This is a genomic window from Streptomyces changchenzhani (genome assembly GCF_039766235.1).
Lineage (GTDB): Bacteria > Actinomycetota > Actinomycetes > Streptomycetales > Streptomycetaceae > Streptomyces.
Genome location: NZ_JBDHNH010000007.1, coordinates 212,929 through 232,858, shown reverse-complemented (window position 1 = coordinate 232,858; position 19,930 = coordinate 212,929). Strand labels below are relative to the sequence as shown.

The following is a 19,930-nucleotide window of genomic DNA, read 5'->3' as shown; positions in this document are numbered from 1 at the left end:
CACGACGAGCAGCACGACGATCGGAGCCGGGCCCCATGGGCGAGCAGACAGCTGTGAAGTTCCCGCAAGAGGTCATCGACGAGTACGCCACCCTCGGCGTGGACCTGCCCGCACTCTTCTCCGCAGGCCACCTCGGCACCCGCATGGGCGTGCAGATCATCGAGGCCTCCGCGGAGCGCGTCGTCGCGACCATGCCCGTGGAGGGCAACACCCAGCCGTACGGGCTGCTGCACGGCGGCGCCTCCGCGGTGCTCGCCGAGACCCTCGGCTCCATCGGCTCCATGCTGCACGGCGGCATCTCCAAGCTCGCCGTGGGCGTCGACCTCAACTGCACCCACCACCGGGGCGCCCGCAGCGGCCTGGTCACCGGCGTCGCCACCCCCGTGCACCGCGGACGCTCCACGGCCACCTACGAGATCGTGATCACCGACGACCAGGACAAGCGGGTCTGCACGGCCCGCCTCACCTGCCTGCTGCGCGACATCGACAGCTCCACGGCCCCGCCGGTCGCGGGCTGACCGGCACGTCACACCGCACCACCCGGCCCGACCACGCCCCGGCCGGGTGGCGCTACGCATACAGCCCGTGGTCCGCGCCCGCCCTCGCCGGGCCGTCCACACCGCGCCGCAGTCGACCGACAACGCCCCGAGCCGAGACAAACGAACCGGCCAACCCCTAACCTGCGAAGGTGGGTTCAGTCGGTACATCGGCGCGCCGAGCGGGCATCGGGTGCACGCTCGTGCTCCTCGCCGCCATGACCGGATGCACCGGAAGCGACACCTCCGGGATCACCCCGAGTGACAGCCCGGCGCCCCGTCGCACAACCCCCGGCGGACTGTGCACCTCGCTCGTCTCGTACTGGGCCAAGGAGGCGCTCAGGGGCGGGAAATGGGCCGGCCTGGACTGGGAGCAGAAGGGCCTCTCCAACGAACAGTACGAAATCCACGAGCAGATTCTGGCCGCCGCACGCTCTGAGCAGGAGAAACGCGGCACGGCCGCTGCCGAGGCGCTGATCAGCCGCGAGAGCGCGGCGCGTTGCGAGGCCGCGAAGGGCGCCACCGGCAGCTCGGAAAACTGGCGACCGCCGAGATGAACCGGCCCTGGGCGTTGACGGCCGAGCAGACCGCGTATATCCATGGCCTCGGCCCCCTACCCTCCGCCCCGGCGGTGGCGACCCCCGCGGCATGATCAATTGCTGCCGCCGCGTACCACGGAGGCCGACCGACCTCCCGGATGTAACGCTCCGTAACAATCACGCCCGAGGGAATCCGAGCTTCGCTCTCGACAGCCGCCACGCCGCCGACCCCGCCTCCACACTTCGTTCACTCCAGCCTCGGTCAGCACCAAGATCACCTCATGCGCCTGAGCGGAACTGGGCTTTCTCAGCATGTGGGCAATTACCCAGCGCGACTATAAGTCCCTTTTAGTTATATAGTTCCCACTGAGTGTTGCCCTCGGCATAACAAGACAGTCACATCCTGCGCTGCCCGCTCCCCGACCTCATCACCTGCGCCTAGAGTCACGGCCAGTCACCGCGCCGCCGGGCGCGTCTGCAGCCCGCCCCTTCCGCCCCAGGACGGCCCGGCGACCGAAACGGCACCTCAGCAGAGGAGGCCGCGCCAGGGAAAGGACTTACCGTGCGACAGCGTTCCTTGTTCATCCTCACCGCAGTGGTCACCACGGGAGCGCTCACGCTCACCGCCTGCGGGTCGCGTGATGACGGCGACAAGAAGAGCGACAGCAGCAAAAAAACCACCGTCGTCATCGGCGTCGACGCCCCGTTGACCGGGTCGCTGTCCGCACTCGGCCAGGGCATCAAGAACTCCGTCGACCTCGCGGCCAAGACCGCGAACAAGAACAACGAGGTCCCCGGCGTCGAGTTCAAAATCGAAGCCCTCGACGACCAGGCTGTACCCGCCTCCGGCAAGGCCAACGCCGCCAAGCTCGTCGGCAACAAGGACGTCATCGGAGCCGTCGGCCCCTTGAACTCCGGCGTCGCCCAGTCCATGCAGGGTGACTTCGAAAAGGCCAGCGTCGTCCAGGTCTCCCCCGCCAACACCAACCCGGCGCTGAGCCAGGGTGACAACTGGGGCTCGGGCAAGCTGGACCGTCCGTTCAAGACGTACTTCAGGACCGCCGCCACGGACGTCGTCCAGGGCAAGTTCGCCGCGCAGTACCTGTACAACGACGCGAAGAAGAAGAAGGTCTACGTCGTCGACGACAAGCAGACCTACGGCGCCGGCCTCGCCGCCATCTTCTCCGCCGAATTCAAGCGCCTCGGCGGTAGCATCGCCGGCACCGACCACGTCACGGTGAAGGAGACCGACTTCTCCAGCACCGCCGACAAGGTCAAGTCCTCCGGCGCCGACTCCGTCTACTTCGGTGGTCAGTACCCCGAGGGCGGCCTGCTCTCCGACCAGATCAAGAAGACCGGCGCCAAGATCCCCACCATGGGTGGAGACGGCATCTACGACCCGGCCTTCATCAGCGCCTCCGGCGTTGCGAACGACGGTGACTTCGCCACCTCGATCGGCTACCCGGTCGAGAAGCTCCCGACGGCCAAGAAGTTCATCGCCGACTACTCGGCCGCAGGCTACAAGGACCCGTACGCCGCCTACGGCGGTTACTCGTACGACGCCGGCTGGGCCATCATCCAGGCCGTCAAGAGCGTGGTCGCCGCCAACGACGGCAAGCTCCCGGACGACGCCCGCGCCAAGGTCGTCGAGGCCATGGCCAAGGTTGCCTTCGACGGTGTGACCGGCAAGGTCGCCTTCGACGAGTACGGCGACACCACGAACAAGCAGCTCACCGTCTACAAGGTCGAGGGCAAGGTCTGGAAGGACGTCAAGTCCGCCACCTTCAAGGACTGATCCACCGCACCACCCCGCACCACATCACGACCTGATCCCCACCGCGCGAGGGCGCAACAGCGCCCTCGCGCGGAGTCATATCCGACAAGCTCATCGGAGGCCCTGCGGTGCACGAACTGCCGCAACAGCTGGCCAACGGCCTTGCACTCGGCGCCCTCTATGGCCTCATCGCCATCGGGTACACCATGGTGTACGGCATCGTCCAGCTCATCAACTTCGCCCACGGCGAGATCTTCATGATCGGGGGCTTCGGCGCCCTCACCGCCTACATCGCGCTCCCCAGCGGAACGTCACTTCTCGTGGCCATTCCCCTCATGATCGTCGGTGGCGCCATCGCCTCCGTCGCCGTCGCCACAGCCGCCGAACGCTTCGCGTACCGGCCGCTGCGCGGCGCCCCCAGGCTGGCCCCGCTCATCACCGCAATCGGCCTCTCAATCGTTCTCCAGCAGCTTGTCTGGGGCTTCTACCCGGATGCCAAGAAGCCGCGAAGCTTCCCCGAGTTCCAGGGCGAGTCCTTCAAGCTCTTCGACAACCTGTACCTCCAGCGCGCCGATGCCTTCGTTCTCGTCCTCGCACCCCTGTGCATGCTCGCCCTGGGCCTCTTCGTAGCGAAGAGCCGCAGCGGCCGCGCCATGCAGGCCACCGCGCAGGACCCCGACACCGCGAAGCTAATGGGCATCAACACGGACCGCATCATCGTGATGGCGTTCGCCATCGGTGCCGCGTTCGCAGCCGTCGCAGCAGTCGCGTACGGCCTCGACAAGGGCCAGATCAACTTCGAGATGGGCTTCATCCTCGGCCTCAAGGCCTTCACCGCAGCCGTACTCGGCGGCATCGGCAACATCTACGGAGCCATGGTCGGCGGAGTCGTCCTGGGCCTCGCGGAATCCCTGTCGATCGCCTACATCGAAGAGATTCCCGGGATGCAGCAGCTCGGCGGCGGCGCTTGGGCCAACGTCTGGGCATTCGTACTTCTCATCGTCGTACTCCTCGTCAGGCCACAAGGCCTGCTCGGTGAGCGCGTCGCGGATCGGGCGTGAGAGCCATGACAACCGACACCACGCAGACAGCCGAGACCGCACCGGTCGGCGACAACCCCCGCACGGTTCTGTTCCGTCGGCTCGCCGCCGTCGGCGGCCTTGCCACGATCGCCAGCACGTTCATGTCCTGGACCTACACCGACGAATTCCCCGGCGACCTCACGGTCTACGGATATCCCGGCGGTCTCCAGGTCCTCACCCTTGTCGCAGGCCTCCTCACCACCCTGTTCGCCCTGGCCTCGCTGAACATCAAGGGGCTGCGCTGGCTGGCTCCCACCGGCACCACCAAAGCCCTCCAGCTACTCGCACTCGGCGCCTTCGGCACCACCTGGTTCACGATCATCGCCATCACCGTCGAACTCGGCGGCGTGGTCAATCTCGAACCGGGCGGCTACGTCGCAGCGGCGGCATCCGTCATCCCCGTCGTCGCGGCCTTCCAGCTCCCCGACGACACGCGCAAGGCCCGGCGCCCCAAGGTTCTGCCCTCCTGGGCCGAAATCCTGATCATCGTTGTCGCTTTCGGCATCGGCCTGTTCGTCGTCACCTACGGCATCGACACCGAGTACGCCGAGCTCTTCACCGGTTACATGATCACCGCAGGCTTCGCCGTCGCCGCCATCTTCAAGGCCGGCCTCATGGCGCGGCTCTCGGGGCTCACCACCAAGTACCGCCCCATCGCACTGACAGCGGCCTTCGTCGCCGCCGCGGCCTTCCCCTTCACCCAGAACACCGACCAGTTCACCCTCATCGCGGTCAACATCCTCATCTTCGCGACCGTCGCACTCGGGCTGAACATCGTCGTCGGCCTCGCCGGGCTCCTCGACCTCGGATACGTCGCCTTCCTCGGCGTCGGCGCATACACCGCCGCCCTCGTCTCAGGCACCACCGCATCCGCGTTCGACGTCCAGTTCCCGTTCTGGGCATCCGTCCTCACCGGCGGACTCGTCTCCCTGATCTTCGGCGTCGTCATCGGAGCCCCGACCCTGCGGCTCCGCGGCGACTACCTCGCCATCGTCACCCTCGGCTTCGGTGAGATCTTCCGCATCACCGTCGGCAACCTCGACGGCGTATCGGGCCCACGGGTCACCAACGGCCCCAATGGCGTACCGAACATCCCCGACCTCGTCTTCTTCGGATACGACTTCGGCGAACCCCACACCATCGGCGGCTTCGAGCTCGGTTCGTACGCCAACTACTACATGCTCATGCTGCTCGCGATGATCCTCGTGATCCTCGTCTTCAGCCGCGCAGGCAGCTCCCGCATCGGGCGCGCCTGGGTCGCCATCCGCGAGGACGAGACCGCCGCCACCGCCATGGGCATCAACGGCTTCCGCGTCAAACTCATCGCCTTCGCCCTCGGCGCGACCCTGGCCGGCCTGGCCGGCACGGTCCAGGCACACGTCCAGAGCACCGTGGTCCCCGAGATGTACGTCTTCGCGGGCCCCGTACCGCCCAACTCCGCCTTCCTCCTCGCCGCCGTCATCCTCGGCGGCATGGGAACCATCAGCGGACCCCTGATCGGCGCGACGCTCCTCTACATGATCCCCGCCAAGCTGCAGTTCCTTCAGGACTACCAGCTGCTCGGCTTCGGCATCGCGCTCATCCTGCTCATGCGCTTCCGCCCCGAAGGCCTCATCGCCAACCGGCGCGCCCAGCTTGAGTACCACGAGAACGACCAACTCGACGTACCGGACAAGGGCTTGTCCGGCGGCGTCGGCGTCACGAAGGCGGGGGCGTGAACGACATGACGACCACCACCGAGACCACCCCGGTCCTCGACGCCAGCGGCGTGACAATGCGCTTCGGCGGCCTGACCGCCGTTCGCAACGTCAACCTGACCGTCAACGCAGGCGAGATCGTCGGCCTCATCGGGCCCAACGGCGCCGGTAAGACCACCTTCTTCAACTGCCTCACCGGCCTCTACGTGCCCACCGAAGGCAAAGTCACCTACAAGGGCACCGTCCTGCCGCCCAAGCCCCACCTCGTCACCCAGGCAGGCATCGCCCGGACCTTCCAGAACATCCGGCTCTTCTCGAACATGACCGTCCTGGAAAACGTCCTCGTCGGACGCCACACCAGGACCAAGGAAGGCCTCTGGTCCGCCCTGCTGCGCGGCCCCGGCTTCAAGAAGGCCGAAGCCACGTCGCACGCACGCGCCATGGAACTCCTGGAGTTCATCGGTCTCCAGGACAAGGCCGACCACCTCGCCCGCAACCTGCCCTACGGCGACCAGCGCAAGCTGGAAATCGCCCGCGCACTCGCCAGCGAACCCGGCCTCCTGCTCCTCGACGAACCCACAGCCGGCATGAACCCCCAGGAAACCCGCACCACCGAAGAACTCGTCTTCGCCATCCGGGACCAGGGCATCGCCGTACTCGTCATCGAGCACGACATGCGCTTCATCTTCAACCTCTCCGACCGCGTCGCCTGCCTCGTACAGGGCGAAAAGCTCGTCGAAGGCACCGCCGCAGTCGTGCAGGGCGACGAGCGTGTCATCGCCGCCTACCTCGGCACCCCCTTCGAAGGCGCCCCCGGCTCCGACGAGGTGGCCGAAGTCGAAGCGGCCGAGGCTCAAAGCACCACCAGCACTACCAGCCCCACCAGCACGGAAGGAGACGAGACCAAGTGACCGCACTCCTAGAGGTCGAAGACCTCAAGGTCGCGTACGGCAAGATCGAAGCCGTCAAGGGAATCTCCTTCAGCGTCGAAGCCGGCCAGGTCGTCACGCTCATCGGCACCAACGGCGCAGGCAAGACCACCACCCTCCGCACCCTCTCGGGGCTCCTCAAGCCCAGCAGCGGGAGAATCACCTTCGAGGGCAAGCCTCTCCACGGCGTGCCCGCCCACAAGATCGTGGCACTCGGGCTCGCGCACTCCCCCGAGGGACGTCACATCTTCCCCCGCCTCAGCATCGCGGAGAACCTCCAACTGGGGGCATTCCTCCGCACCGACAAGGCGGGCATCGAAAAGGACATCCAGCGCGCCTACGACCTCTTCCCGATTCTGGGAGAGCGTCGGAAGCAGGCTTCGGGCACCCTCTCCGGCGGCGAGCAGCAAATGCTCGCCATGGGCCGCGCCCTCATGTCCCGGCCCAAACTGCTCATGCTCGACGAGCCCTCCATGGGCCTCTCCCCGATCATGATGCAGAAGATCATGGAGACCATCGTCAGCCTCAAGGCCGAAGGCACGACGATCCTCCTCGTCGAGCAGAACGCCCAGGCCGCGCTGTCGCTCGCCGACCAGGGCCACGTCATGGAGATCGGCAAGATCGTGCTCTCCGGCACGGGCCAGCACCTCCTGCACGACGAGTCCGTCCGCAAGGCGTACCTCGGCGAGGACTGACGCTCTCAGTACGCGTACGAAGAGGCCCGCTCCCGGAATCCCGGGAACGGGCCTCTTCGTACGTACCGGCGTACCGGCTTGCAGACCGGGCCTGCTAGCCCTTCGCGGCCTTCTTCTCCTCGGCGTCCTCGATGACCGCCTCCGCGACCTGCTGCATCGACAGCCTGCGGTCCATCGACGTCTTCTGGATCCACCGGAACGCGGCCGGCTCCGTCAGCCCGTACTGCGTCTGCAGCACCGACTTCGCCCGGTCCACCAGCTTCCGCGTCTCCAGTCGCTGCGTCAGATCCGCGACCTCGGTCTCCAGCGCCTTCAGCTCCGTGAACCGCGAGACCGCCATCTCAATGGCCGGTACGACGTCACTCTTGCTGAACGGCTTCACCAGGTACGCCATCGCACCCGCGTCCCGCGCCCGCTCGACAAGATCGCGCTGCGAGAACGCGGTCAGCATCAGGACGGGGGCGATCGACTCCGCGGTGATCTGTTCGGCGGCGGAGATGCCGTCCAGGACGGGCATCTTCACATCGAGGATGACCAGGTCGGGCCGGTGCTCACGAGCGAGTTCAACGGCGCGCTGCCCGTCTCCGGCCTCGCCGACGACCGAGTAGCCCTCTTCCTCCAGCATCTCTTTGAGGTCGAGGCGGATGAGGGCCTCGTCCTCGGCGATGACGACACGGGTCGTCAGCGGCGGGACGTGCGACTTGTCGTCGTCGGCGGCGGGCTGGGGCGACTCGGGGGTGGTCACAGGGCTCCTCGATACACGGCAGATACAGCTCCCCAAGAGCCTACCTAGCTACGGTATGGTTGGGTCACACAGGGCGGCCTCCGTCCTTCCTTTCTAAGGCCCCAGTACTCCAATGGTTAGAGAGGCGGCTCTCAAACAGCCGACAGTGTGGGTTCGAATCCCACCTGGGGCACTTTTCCTTAGATTCCAAGGTCACGCGAGAAGCGGTGAATTTCACCCACTCGCGTGAACCTGCGAGCAATCATTCACCGAGCTGCGAAGATCCAGCCAGGCTCGGTCGAATGTACGACCTCGCCGCTCGAAAGCAGGCCTTGGAACTCGTCGCCCAAGGCCACAGCCTCAACTCCGTCAGTAAGCGGACCGGTATCTCCCGGTCCGCGATCCGTGACTGGCAGATCCGGGTCGAACCACTACCGCGCATGCTCGGGCAGGCCAAACCGTGCCCAAGATGCCTTTCCACACCCGGCGTTCCGGACGACACCGTCGCGTACGCCTACTTGTTGGGCCTCTACTTGGGCGACGGCTGCATCAGTCCACACCGCCAAGTCGGCTACTACCTGCGCATAGCGTGCGCCGACGCCTGGCCGGAACTCATCGGCCTGTGCCGCGACGCCATCACAGCGGTACGTCCAGCGGACAAGGTGTACGTACTCCAGCGGCCGGGGTGCGTGGCCGTCACCAGCTACGGTCGGCATTGGCCGTGCCTGTTTCCCCAGCACGGGCCAGGCAAGAAGCACGAGCGTGAGATCGCACTGGAGCCCTGGCAGCAGCACATAGTCGACGAGCACCCATGGGAGTTTCTCCGAGGCCTCGTCCACTCCGACGGATGCCGGAACATGAACTGGACCACGCGCCTCGTGGGCGGCGAGCGGAAGCGGTACGAGTATCCCCGCTACTGGTTCACCAACGTCTCCGACGACATCCGTCAGCTCTACACCGACACCCTCGACCGCCTCGGCATCGAGTGGAAGCACTGCACCCGGCACGGCCAGCTCTACAACATCTCGGTCGCCAAGCGTGCTTCCGTCGCGCTCATGGACGCCCACATCGGGCCCAAGTACTGACCCGTGGCCATGAGAAGGGCCCCTTCCGATCGGAAGGGGCCTCATTCGTACGCCGCCGCAACGCTCGTGCACGCTACTTCGGGGCTTCGTCCTCGCCGATGTGGTGGATGCGGACCAGGTTCGTGGAGCCGGCCACGCCGGGCGGGGAGCCGGCGGTGATGACCACGACGTCGCCCTTCTGGCAGCGGCCGATTTTCAGGAGCAGTTCGTCGACCTGGGCGACCATCGCGTCGGTGGAGTCGACGTGCGGGCCGAGGAAGGTCTCGACTCCCCAGGTGAGGTTGAGCTGTGAGCGGGTCGCCGGGTCGGGGGTGAAGGCGAGCAGCGGGATGGGTGAGCGGTAGCGGGAGAGGCGCTTGACCGTGTCGCCGGACTGGGTGAAGGCGACGAGGAACTTCGCTTCGAGGAAGTCGCCCATTTCCGCTGCCGCGCGGGCTACGGCTCCGCCCTGGGTGCGGGGCTTGCTGCGTTCGGTGAGGGGCGGGAGGCCCTTGGCGAGGATGTCCTCCTCGGCTGCTTCGATGATGCGGCCCATTGTCCTGACCGTTTCGACGGGGTACTTGCCGACGCTGGTCTCGCCGGAGAGCATCACCGCGTCGGTGCCGTCGATGACGGCGTTGGCGACGTCGGAGGCTTCGGCGCGGGTGGGGCGGGAGTTCTCAATCATCGAGTCGAGCATCTGGGTGGCGACGATGACGGGCTTGGCGTTGCGCTTGGCGAGCTTGATGGCGCGCTTCTGGACGATGGGGACCTGCTCCAGGGGCATTTCCACGCCGAGGTCGCCGCGGGCGACCATGATGCCGTCGAAGGCCGCGACGATGTCGTCGATGTTCTCGACGGCCTGCGGCTTTTCGATCTTCGCGATGACGGGGAGGTGGCGGCCTTCCTCCTTCATGATGCGGTGGACGTCCTCGATGTCGCGTCCGCTGCGTACGAAGGAGAGGGCGATGACGTCGGCGCCGATGTGCAGGGCCCAGCGGAGGTCGTCGATGTCCTTTTCGGAGAGGGCGGGGACGGAGACGGCGACGCCGGGGAGGTTGAGTCCCTTGTGGTCGGAGACCATGCCGCCTTCGACGACGGTGGTGCGGACGCGGGGGCCTTCGACGGCGATGACTTCGAGGGCGACCTTGCCGTCGTCGATGAGGATGAGTTCGCCGGTGGCGACGTCGTCGGCGAGGCCCTCGTAGGTCGTTCCGCAGGTGTGGCGGTCGCCTTCCATCGGTTCGACGGTGATGGTGAACTCGTCGCCCCGTTCAAGCAGTACGGGGCCTTCGCGGAAGCGGCCGAGGCGGATCTTCGGGCCTTGAAGGTCGGCGAGTACGCCGACGCTGCGGCCGGTCTCTTCGGAGGCCTTGCGTACGCGTTGGTAGCGCTCCTCGTGCTCGGCGTAGGTGCCGTGGCTGAGGTTGAATCGGGCGACGTCCATTCCGGCTTCGACCAGTGCCTTGATCTGGTCGTATGTGTCGGTGGCGGGCCCAAGGGTACAGACGATCTTTGCTCGGCGCATGGGTCGAGCCTAAACCTTACCCATGAGTAGAGAATTGGCCGAGCATGACTCCTCAACAACCTTTGGGTGAAAGGTTATTGACAAGTGTTGAATTGTGCGCGGGTGCGCTCTGATGAGCAATTGGGTTCGGTGTCGCGTGAGTTCCTCTCCGGAGTGGTGTGGCGGTGCTTCAGAGCTGGGGTCGGTTCATGATGAACCGTGCGTTCACCAGGGCATGGACGGCCTGACGTTGGGGTTCGAGGTCGAGCGCGGGGGCGTCTTCCGCCATTTCCGGGCCGGCCGCGGAGCGTGAACGGCCTGCGAAGCCCATTTTGAAGTCGGCGTGGACGGGGTGGGATTCGTCCGCTCCGGGGTCCGCCAGTTCGACCAGGGCGGAAAGGTCGGTGCCGAGTGCGTGGGCGTATTCGCGAGCGCGTTTGACGGCTTCCTTCACTGCTTGGCGGCGGACTTCGCCGTATGCGGGCGATTCGGGGCGCAGGCTCCACCAGGGGCCGTCGATCCGGGTGAGTTCGAGGTCGGCGAGGCGGGTGGTGAGCTCGCCGAGTGCGGTGAAGTCGCTGAGGACTGCGGTGACGTAGACATGGCCGTGGTAGGCGCGGATGCGTTCGCCGCGGCCGTGTTTGGTCAGCTCGGGGCTGATGGAGAGGGAGCCGGTCTCCAGCCTTTCGACGGCTTCGCCGTAGGTCTTGATGAGGTCGAGCACCAGGGTGTTGCGTCGGGTGAGGTCTTCGAGCGCGGTGCGCCTGTCGGTGCCGCGGGCGCTGACGGTGATGCCGATACTGGCGATCTCCGGGTCGAATTCGAGGCGCGCCTCGCCCTGCACCGCGAGGCGGGGTGCGTCAGGAGTGCCGTAGGGGGCTGCGGTTTTCGGTTCGTCGGTCACTCAGCCACTGTCGCACCCGGGTCGGACAACCGGCAGTCGTCGTGGCAGTCATCAGATCGAAACCCGTAGGGGGTGTTGTGGGATGTGGCTCCTGGGTCAGAATCTACGCGCGTTGCACAACGACGTCGTGGACGACGTCGACGACGTCTCACAGTGAACCGAGGAGACAGCAGCATGCCGCTGAACCGTAGGACGTTCCTGGGCCGCTCGGCCGCCGCCGGGGCCGGTGTGGCCGTCGTGGGAAGCGCCGTCGCCCCCGCCGAGGCCCACGGCCGTGGTCACGGGCACGGGCGTCCCCCGAAGCGGTACTCCTTCACGGTCATGGGCACCACCGACCTGCACGGCAATGTCTTCAACTGGGACTACTTCACGGACAAGGAGTTCGACGACAAGGACCACAACGATGTGGGCCTGGCGAAGATCTCCACGCTCGTCGAGCAGGTTCGTAAGGAGAAGGGCCGGCGCAACACTCTGCTGATCGACGCGGGCGACACCATCCAGGGCACCCAGCTGTCGTACTACTACGCCAAGGTCGACCCGATCACGGCGAAGGACGGTCCGGTGCATCCAATGGCGCAGTCCATGAACGCGATCGGTTACGACGCGGCGGCTCTTGGCAACCATGAGTTCAACTACGGCATCCCGGTGCTGCGGAAGCTCGAGGAGCAGTGCGAGTTCCCGCTGCTCGGTGCCAATGCCCTGGACGCGAAGACGCTCCGGCCCGCGTTCGCGCCGTATGTCATCAAGCGGTTGCGGACTCCGCACGGCCGTGATGTCCGGGTGGCGATTCTGGGGCTCACCAATCCGGGGATCGCCATCTGGGACAAGGCGAATGTGCAGGGGAAGATGACGTTTCCGGGGCTTGAGGAGCAGGCGGCGAAGTGGGTGCCGAAGCTGCGGTCGATGGGGGCGGATGTCGTCATCGTCTCGGCGCACTCGGGTTCCAGCGGTACGTCGTCGTGACCAGCTTCCGTACGTCGAGAACGCGGCGGGTCTGGTGGCCGAGCAGGTCCCCGGCATCGATGCGATTCTCGTCGGGCACGCGCACACCGAGATCGCCGAGTACTTCGTGGAGAACAAGGAAACCGGCAAGAAGGTCCTGCTGTCCGAGCCGCTCAAGTGGGGGCAGCGGCTGACGCTGTTCGACTTCGATCTGGTGTGGGCGAAGGGCGGCTGGACCGTGGAGAAGGTGGGCTCGAAGGTCCTCAACTCCAATACGGCCGCGGAGGACCGCAGGATCACGCGGCTGCTCGGTGACGAGCACAAGAAGGTCGTGGCGTACGTCAACCAGGTCATTGGCTCGTCGGTGTCGGCGATGGCCTCGGCCGATGCGCCGTGGAAGGACGAGCCGCTCATCGATCTGATCAACCATGTCCAGGTCGAGACGGTGCGGGCGGCTCTGGCGGGTGGGGAGTACGCGGGCCTGCCGATCGTTTCGCAGGCGTCGTGCTTCTCGCGTACGGCGGCGGTGCCGGCGGGGCAGGTCACCATCCGGGCTGCGGCCGGTCTGTACCCGTTCGAGAACACCCTTGAGGCGCGGGTGCTGACCGGGGCGCAGATCAAGGAGTACCTGGAGTACTCGGCGCGGTACTACGTGCAGACGGCGGCGGGTGCGCCGGTGGATACGGCGAAGTTGACGAATTCTGGGGGGATTCCGGATTACAACTACGACGCGGTGTCGGGTCTGACGTACGAGATCGATATCGCGAAGGCGGTGGGGGCACGGATCGTGAAGCTGTCCTTCGGGGGGCAGCTCATTGATCCGGCCGCGCGGTTTGTGATGGCAGTCAACAATTACCGGGCGAGTGGTGGTGGGGCGTTTCCGCATATCGCGGGGGCGAAGCAGGTGTGGGCGAATTCAGAGGAGATCCGGAACACGATCATTGCTTGGGTGACGGCCAAGGGGACGGTTGATCCGGCGGAGTTCGCGGTGGTGGGGTGGCGGTTGACGCGGGAGGGTGTGGCGGTGTTTTAGGGCGGGGGTATGCGGTGCGGTGCGGGTAGGGGGCGGGTTGCCTGCGGCGCCGTCCCCTACCCGCCCCTTCCCGCTGTGGCATTGTGCGGCTGCCGCCGCGTGGTGGGGGCGAGCCCCAGACCGCCGGACGGGCTGAAATTTCGCTCAGTTGCCCTGGGCCAGCGGTGTCAGCTGCGGCTGCTGGGACGGGATTCTGGGCGCCTCGCGGTTTTCCAGGCCGAAGCTGGTGAACGCCGTGCGGCGCGGCATGGGGTAAGCCTCCGTGCCGGTGAGCGAGTTGAGGATGGTCGCGCTGCGCCACGCGGCCAGGCCCAAGTCGGGGGCGCCGACGCCGTGGGTGTGCTGCTCGGCGTTCTGTACGTACACCGAGCCGGTGACGGAGGAGTCGAGCATCAGCCGGAATCGGTCGTCGACGCGGGGGCGTTCCTGGGCGTCGCGTCGGATGTACGGGTCGAGGCCCGCGAGGAGCTGTCCGAGGGGACGCTCGCGGTAGCCGGTGGCGAGCACGACCGCGTCGGTGGTGAGCCGGGAGCGGGTGCCCTGCTGGATGTGTTCCAGGTGGAGTTCGACCTTGGTGGTGGCGACGCGGCCCGCCGTACGGACGGAGACTCCTGGGGTCATGACGGCGTCGGGCCAGCCGCCGTGGATGGTGCGCCGGTAGAGCTCGTCGTGGATGGCGGTGATGGTGTCGGCGTCGATGCCCTTGTGCAGCTGCCACTGACGGGGCACGAGCTCGTCGCGTACGGGTTCGGGCAGCGCGTGGAAGTAGCGGCTGTAGTCGGGGGTGAAGTGCTCCAGGCCGAGCTTGGAGTACTCCATGGGGGCGAAGGCCTCGCTGCGGGCGAGCCAGGTGATCTTTTCGCGGCCGGCGGGGCGGGCGCGCAGCAGGTCGAGGAAGACTTCGGCGCCCGACTGGCCGGAGCCGATGACGGTGATGTGCTCGGCGCCGAGGAGGCGTTCGCGGTGGTCCAGGTACTCGCCGGCGTGGATGACCGGGACGGCGGGGGCCTCGGCGAGGGGTCTGAGGGGTTCGGGGATGTACGGCTCTGTGCCGACGCCGACGGCGATGTTGCGGGCGTACGCGCGGCCGAGGGCTTCGGCTTCGCCGTCGGCGTCGAGTTGGGTGAAGTCAACTTCGAAGGCGGCCCGTTCGGCGTTCCAGCGGACGGCGTCGACCTGGTGGCCGAAGTGGAGTCCGGGCAGGTTGGTGCTGACCCAGCGGCAGTACGCGTCGTATTCGGCGCGCTGGATGTGGAAGCGCTCGGCGAAGTAGAAGGGGAAGAGGCGTTCGCGGGTGCGCAGGTAGTTGAGGAACGACCAGGGACTCGCGGGGTCGGCGAGGGTCACCAGATCTGCCAGGAAGGGGACTTGGAGGGTGGCGCCGTCGATGAGCAGGCCGGGGTGCCAGTGGAAGGCGGGGCGCTGTTCGTAGAAGGTGGAGGTGATGCCGCCGTGGATGCCGTCCGCGAGGGCGGCGAGGGAGAGGTTGAACGGGCCGATGCCGATGCCCACCAGGTCGTGGGGGTGTTCGGGCTCTGGGGGCTGGGGGACGGTCATCGGTGAGTACGGCCTTCCAGGAGGTTCGGTTGAGGAGTGCGATCAGGGGTGCGTTCGGAGTGGGTTCAGGGGTGCGTTCAGGAGTGCTTCGAGGTCGCTGGTTGTGGTGTGGGGGTTGAGCAGGGTGGCTTTGAGCCAGAGGCGGCCGTCGACGCGGGCGCGGACGAGGGTGTAGAGGGCTTCTTGCGCGCCGGTGCCGTGGGTGGGGATGACGGGCCCGACGGTGTCGCGCAGTCGTTTCGCGACAGCGGCGGTTCCGCCCGGGGGCAGTGGTCCGCCGCGGGCGACGGCGCCTTCGTGGAGTGCGTCGAGGACGGTGGCGAGCAGCGGCCGCAGGGCGGTGGGCCCGTCCACGCCGCCGGCGAGGGGCGGGATGGCGGTGCCGGGGGGCGGCGGCGTACTCATGCGGGGTCCTTCGGGTGCGGGGCCGGCGCGCCGACGTGTGCGGGCATGAGCCGGGGCGTCCGGAGTGCTCAACGATCCGGACCCGAAAGTGGTACTGCCGTACGCGGACGAAGGGGTGAATTTTACGCAGAGGGTACGGGGGGGTGGGCGCGGGGAGTTGGGCGGGCGGGGTGCCAGCGGGCTGGGGTGCCTGCGGCGCTGTTCCCCTACCCGCCCCTTCCCGCTGTGTCATGGTGCGGCTGCCGCCGCGTGGCGGGGCTCCGCCCCGGACCCCGGTCCTCAAACTCCCCCATTGCCTTAAGGGCATGGGAGGGACCCCCTCGACAGGCTGGATTTGGGTGGGGGAAGGGTGCCGGGCGCTGAACGCGGGGGACGTGGAGGCCCTGCGCGACGAACTGCGCCGGGCGGGCTCGTGCAGTTCGAGCCCCGCCCGGCAGCTCCGGGGTCCGCGCCCGCCCGGCGGTTCTGAAGCCCGCCCGGTTGTCCTTCGGTGCCTCAGTTGTTGCGTACGGCCAGTGCCCGGCGCAGGTCGTCCAGTTGGTCGACCAGTTTGCGGCGCAGCGCCGGGATCATGCCGTTGTCCCGGAGGAATTCCTCGCCCAGGCGCAGCGCGTCCGCGTTCACCGCGAACAGCGGGAAGGCGTAGCGGCCCGCGGCCTCGGCGATGGCGGGGCCGCGGCGGTCGGCCAGGGTCGTGGCGTCGCGGTAGTAGCGGGCGACGTAATCCTTTACCTGGTCGGCCTGCTCGGGCTGCCAGAAGCCTTGGGCGGTGGCCGTGAAGAGGTAGTTGGAGAGGGTGTCCTCCTCGAACATCCTCGACCACGCCGCGGCTTTGGCCTCGGGTGTGGGCAGAGCGGCCCGGCAGCGGGCCGCGCCTTCCTCGCCCGTGGCGGTGGGGTCGCGGGTGAGCTCCGCGGCGATGGCGGCTTCGTCGGTGGCGCCGAGTACGGCGAGACGGCGGAGGATGCGCCAGCGCAGTTCGGGGTCGAGTTCGGGGCCGCCGGAGACGCTGCCGGAGCCGAACCAGTCCTGGATGGTGTCGGGTTGGGTGGCCGCGTCGATGAAGTGGCGTACGGCGGTGAGGCGCAGGCCGGGTGCGTTGCCGTCTTCGGTGCGGCGGATCAGGTCGCGGCAGATCGTGGTGAGGGTGGCCAGCGCCGCGGGGCGGTCGGTGTCGCTGAGATAGCGGTCGGCGATCTGGGTGGCCGCGAAGACCAGGACGCCCTGGACGATCGCCAGGTCCGTCTCGTACGGGAGGTGGGCGCGGGCGGCGTTCAGGTAGGCCCCCGGGGGCAGTTCACCGTCGCGGACCATGTCGCGGGCGGCGTTCCAGACGACGGCGCGGGTCAGCGGGTCGGGGAGGCCGGAGAGGGATCGTACGGCGGTGTCCCAGGAGGTGGCGTCCAGGCGGACCTTGGCGTAGGTGAGGTCACCGTCGTTGAGGAGGACGAGGGCGGGGCGGCGGCCCGGGAACGTCCTGTGGGAGTCGTTCTGCGGGATGTCGATCTCGAAGCGGTCGCGCAGGACGAGCCGTTGGGGAGTGGTGGGTTCGCCGAGGGTGTGGTCGTAGGTGCCGACGGCGATGCGGTGCGGGCGGCTGCCGTCGTGGGTGATGTTCAGGGACCAGGAGCCGTCGGCTTCGGTGGGGTCGGGGGTGAGTGTGTCGACTCCGGTGGTACCGAGCCATTGCTCGGCCCAGGCGTGGACGTCGCGGTCGGTGGTGTGGGCGAGGGATTCGATGAAGTCGGCGAGGGTGGCGTTGCCGAACTTGTGGCGGGCGAAGTGGATGTTGATGCCTGCCAGGAAGTCCTTCTGGCCAAGCCAGGCGACGAGTTGGCGCAGGGCCGAGGCGCCCTTGGCGTAGGAGATGCCGTCGAAGTTGAGCATGGCGGACGCGGTGTCGGGGACGGCGTCCGGGTTCGGGGCGACGGGGTGGGTGGAGGGGCGCTGATCGGCGTCGTATCCCCAGCCCTTGCGTGCGACGGCGAAGTCGGTCCAGGTCTCGGTGAAGCGGGTTGCTTCGGTGAGCGTCTGGTAGCCCATGTATTCGGCGAAGGACTCGTTGAGCCAGATGTCGTCCCACCATTGGAGGGTGACGAGGTCGCCGAACCACATGTGGGCCATCTCGTGCGAGATGACCATGGCCCGGGTCTGGCGTTCGGTGTCGGTGACGGCGGAGCGGTAGATGAATTCGTCGCGGAAGGTGACGAGGCCGGGGTTCTCCATGGCGCCCGCGTTGAATTCGGGGACGAAGGCCTGGTCGTAGGAGTCGAAGGGGTAGGGCTCTTCGAACTTCTCGTGGTAGCGGTCGTAGCACGCGCGCGTGATGTCGAGGATTTCGTCGGCGTCGGCGTTCAGGTACGGCGCGAGGGAGCGGCGGCAGTGGATGCCGAAGGGCAGGCCCGCGTGTTCGGTGCGTACGGAGTGCCAGGGGCCTGCGGCGACGGCGACGAGGTAGGTGGAGATCAGGGGGGTGGGGGCGAGCTTCCAGCGGCCTTCGCCGTGGTGCTCGGCGATGCCGTTGCCGAGGACGGTCCACTCTTCGGGGGCGGTGACGGTCAGCTCGAAGACGGCCTTGAGGTCGGGCTGGTCGAATGCGGCGAAGACGCGCTGTACGTCTTCCATGAAGAGCTGGGTGTAGAGGTACGTTTCGCCGTCGGTGGGGTCGGTGAAGCGGTGCATGCCTTCGCCGGTGCGGGAGTAGCGCATGTCCGCGTCGACGCGCAGCTCGTGCTCGCCGGCGGTGAGGCCGGTCAGTTCGAGGCGGTTCTCGGCGAGTGTCGCGGGGTCCAGCGGCTGCCCGTCGAGGGTGACGGTGCGCAGGGTGGCGGGCTTGAGCTCGACGAAGGTGTCCCCGGTGGCGCGTGCGGTGAAGTGGATGACGGTGCGGGAGTCGAAGGTGTCCTCGCCGCCGGTCAGGTCCAGGGTGATGCGGTAGCGGTGGATGTCGAGGAGTTGGGCACGGGTCTGCGCTTCGTCGCGCGTCAGTACGGGCATGGGGACATGCTGCCTGATGGCGGGTGGGGGCGCACTGGGTTGTGTTGTTGGGAGTGCGGTGGGATTGCGGTGCGGGTGCGGCAGCGCGCGGGTGCGGGTTGCCTGCGGCGCTTTCCCCTACCCGCCCTTCCCGAAACTGGGGCTCCGCCCCAGACCTCGGTCCTCAAACGCCGGACGGGCTGAAATGGGCGGGGTGGGATGGGGCGCGGGGTGGGGTGGGGTGGGTACGGACCGCCCACGTAACGGTATCGGTCCCTCAACGCCGGACGGGCTGGCGTGGCCCCGGACAGGCCGGCAGGGAGGCTATGTGCGGGCGATTGTCTCGTGGTGGCGGATGACCTCCGCGATCACGAAGTTGAGTAGCTTTTCCGCGAACGCCGGGTCCAGTTTCGCGCTTTCCGCGAGTTCGCGGAGCCGGATGATCTGCCGGGCCTCGCGGTCCGGGTCGGCGGGCGGGAGCTGGTGGGCCGCCTTGAGGTGGCCGACCTGCTGGGTGCATTTGAAGCGCTCGGCGAGCATGTGGACTACGGCCGCGTCGATGTTGTCGATGCTGTCGCGCAGGCGGTTCAGCTCGGCGATGGCGGACTCGTCGATTTCGCTGGAGGTCATGGTCAACGAGCTTACGTGGCGATGGTCGGTGGATGGCGCGGGTCCGGTATCTGGGTGCTCCAGCCGCCGTGGACGGCGCGGCCCTGCTGTTCGCGGAAGCGGACCGGGGCTGTCCCGACACGTCGGGTGAACAGGCGTGAGAAGTACGCCGGGTCGTCGTAGCCGACCCGGCGGGCCACGGCGGCGACGGGGAGTTCGGTGGCGGCGAGGAGTTCCTTGGCGCGGCCGAGGCGGATGCCGAGGAGGTAGTCCTTGGGGCTGCATCCCGCGCTGCGGCGTACCGCGGTGCGCAGTTCGGCGGGGGTCATGCCGTGGCGTGCGGCGTGTTCGGCTACGGACAGGGGCTGGAAGGCGTCTCGGGCGAGGGACTGCAGGACGGGGTCGCCGTCGGCGCCGACGTCCGCGCGGGCACGGCGCAGGGCCACGAGGAGTTCGTGGACGGCGGCGCCCGTCTCGACTTCGAGGAGGGGGTTGCCGCGGCGTGCGGCGCGGGCGATGCGGCTGACGGCGGTGCGGGCGCCCACCGTGTCGGAGAGCGGGACGACGGGTCGGTCCGGCTCGATGTAGCCGAGTTCGGTGTAGGTCGCGGTGGCGGGGCCGGTGAAGTCGACGAAGCTCTCGTCCCAGCCGGTGACCGGGTCGGGTCCGTAGTGGTGCGGGGTGCCGGGGGTGAGCCAGATCAGTGCGGGCGCGGTGACGGCGATGTGTCGGCCGTCGGTGCTGCGGAACCAGCCGGAGCCGGCGCTGATGACGATGGCGACGTGGTGGTCGAGGGTGCGGGGGCCGACGGTGGGCAGCGTGCCGTGTTGCATGCCGACTCCGAGGCAGACCAGGCCGAGCCGGTGATGGGCGGGGCTGGGTGTGAAATAGCGCATCCAGGTGTGGTACATCCTGTTTTGTTCCTCCCCCCGGTGCTCAGGCGGTGTCCTTGTGTGG

Annotated in this window: 16 protein-coding genes, 1 tRNA gene and 1 pseudogene; 10 read left to right on the top strand and 8 right to left on the bottom strand. The window is 67.6% G+C overall.

Annotated elements, in window-relative coordinates; all coding sequences use genetic code 11:
• Window positions 1–35: 35 nt before the first annotated feature.
• The 7 genes from ABCR94_RS22915 (at window position 36) to ABCR94_RS22885 (ending at window position 7,252) form a co-directional block, all read left to right on the top strand.
• Window positions 36–518: a PaaI family thioesterase gene (locus ABCR94_RS22915; protein WP_347121711.1), complete on the top strand. Its 483-nt coding sequence runs from the start codon at window positions 36–38 to the stop codon at window positions 516–518.
• Window positions 519–688: 170 nt separating this feature from the next.
• A complete protein-coding gene (locus ABCR94_RS22910) occupies window positions 689–1,093 on the top strand; it encodes a hypothetical protein (RefSeq protein WP_347121709.1) in 405 nt (134 codons plus the stop codon).
• A 544-nt stretch (window positions 1,094–1,637) separates the two neighbouring features.
• A complete protein-coding gene (locus ABCR94_RS22905) occupies window positions 1,638–2,870 on the top strand; it encodes a branched-chain amino acid ABC transporter substrate-binding protein (protein WP_347121708.1) in 1,233 nt (410 codons plus the stop codon).
• 107 nt (window positions 2,871–2,977) lie between these two features.
• Window positions 2,978–3,910 carry a branched-chain amino acid ABC transporter permease gene (locus ABCR94_RS22900; RefSeq protein WP_347121706.1) on the top strand — a complete coding sequence of 311 codons (933 nt, stop codon included), beginning with the start codon at window positions 2,978–2,980 and terminating at the stop codon, window positions 3,908–3,910.
• 5 nt (window positions 3,911–3,915) lie between these two features.
• On the top strand, window positions 3,916–5,649 hold the full coding sequence (locus ABCR94_RS22895; RefSeq protein WP_347122025.1) for a branched-chain amino acid ABC transporter permease: 1,734 nt from the start codon (window positions 3,916–3,918) through the stop codon (window positions 5,647–5,649).
• A 5-nt stretch (window positions 5,650–5,654) separates the two neighbouring features.
• Entirely contained in the window at window positions 5,655–6,539 is an 885-nt protein-coding gene (locus ABCR94_RS22890; RefSeq protein WP_521977651.1) for an ABC transporter ATP-binding protein, read from the top strand.
• The gene (locus tag ABCR94_RS22885; RefSeq protein WP_347121702.1) at window positions 6,536–7,252 is read left to right on the top strand and encodes an ABC transporter ATP-binding protein; all 717 of its coding nucleotides are present in this window, start codon (window positions 6,536–6,538) and stop codon (window positions 7,250–7,252) included. The genes ABCR94_RS22890 and ABCR94_RS22885 overlap by 4 nt, the downstream gene beginning before the upstream one ends.
• A 94-nt stretch (window positions 7,253–7,346) precedes the next feature.
• Here the strand turns inward: ABCR94_RS22885 and ABCR94_RS22880 are convergent, their stop codons facing one another.
• On the bottom strand, window positions 7,347–7,997 hold the full coding sequence (locus ABCR94_RS22880) for an ANTAR domain-containing response regulator (protein ID WP_347121700.1): 651 nt from the start codon (window positions 7,995–7,997) through the stop codon (window positions 7,347–7,349).
• Between the two features lie 98 nt (window positions 7,998–8,095).
• On the opposite strand from ABCR94_RS22880, the gene ABCR94_RS22875 reads away from it, so the two are divergent.
• A tRNA-Leu gene (locus tag ABCR94_RS22875) sits at window positions 8,096–8,169 on the top strand.
• A 109-nt stretch (window positions 8,170–8,278) separates the two neighbouring features.
• Window positions 8,279–9,061 carry a helix-turn-helix domain-containing protein gene (locus ABCR94_RS22870; RefSeq protein WP_347121698.1) on the top strand — a complete coding sequence of 261 codons (783 nt, stop codon included), beginning with the start codon at window positions 8,279–8,281 and terminating at the stop codon, window positions 9,059–9,061.
• Window positions 9,062–9,134: 73 nt separating this feature from the next.
• Here ABCR94_RS22870 and pyk read toward each other — a convergent pair whose 3' ends face one another.
• The gene (gene pyk, locus ABCR94_RS22865; RefSeq protein ID WP_347121696.1) at window positions 9,135–10,568 is read right to left on the bottom strand and encodes a pyruvate kinase; all 1,434 of its coding nucleotides are present in this window, start codon (window positions 10,566–10,568) and stop codon (window positions 9,135–9,137) included.
• 169 nt (window positions 10,569–10,737) lie between these two features.
• Complete coding sequence (locus tag ABCR94_RS22860) at window positions 10,738–11,451, bottom strand: SIMPL domain-containing protein (protein ID WP_347121695.1); 714 nt, start codon at window positions 11,449–11,451, stop codon at window positions 10,738–10,740.
• Between the two features lie 174 nt (window positions 11,452–11,625).
• On the opposite strand from ABCR94_RS22860, the pseudogene ABCR94_RS22855 reads away from it, so the two are divergent.
• A pseudogene (locus ABCR94_RS22855) lies at window positions 11,626–13,426 on the top strand (bifunctional metallophosphatase/5'-nucleotidase).
• A gap of 144 nt (window positions 13,427–13,570) precedes the next feature.
• Here ABCR94_RS22855 and ABCR94_RS22850 read toward each other — a convergent pair.
• From ABCR94_RS22850 to ABCR94_RS22830, 5 genes are all read right to left on the bottom strand, one after another.
• The gene (locus ABCR94_RS22850) at window positions 13,571–14,983 is read right to left on the bottom strand and encodes a lysine N(6)-hydroxylase/L-ornithine N(5)-oxygenase family protein (protein ID WP_347121693.1); all 1,413 of its coding nucleotides are present in this window, start codon (window positions 14,981–14,983) and stop codon (window positions 13,571–13,573) included.
• Window positions 14,984–15,025: 42 nt separating this feature from the next.
• On the bottom strand, window positions 15,026–15,388 hold the full coding sequence (locus ABCR94_RS22845) for a hypothetical protein (RefSeq protein WP_347121691.1): 363 nt from the start codon (window positions 15,386–15,388) through the stop codon (window positions 15,026–15,028).
• A 495-nt stretch (window positions 15,389–15,883) separates the two neighbouring features.
• Window positions 15,884–18,385, bottom strand: coding sequence for an aminopeptidase N (pepN, locus tag ABCR94_RS22840; protein WP_347121689.1), 2,502 nt, complete (start codon window positions 18,383–18,385; stop codon window positions 15,884–15,886).
• A 303-nt stretch (window positions 18,386–18,688) separates the two neighbouring features.
• Complete coding sequence (locus tag ABCR94_RS22835) at window positions 18,689–18,994, bottom strand: chorismate mutase (protein WP_347121687.1); 306 nt, start codon at window positions 18,992–18,994, stop codon at window positions 18,689–18,691.
• 11 nt (window positions 18,995–19,005) lie between these two features.
• Window positions 19,006–19,884 (bottom strand): helix-turn-helix domain-containing protein, encoded by an 879-nt coding sequence (locus ABCR94_RS22830; RefSeq protein WP_347121686.1) that lies wholly within the window; start codon window positions 19,882–19,884, stop codon window positions 19,006–19,008.
• Window positions 19,885–19,930: the final 46 nt, after the last annotated feature.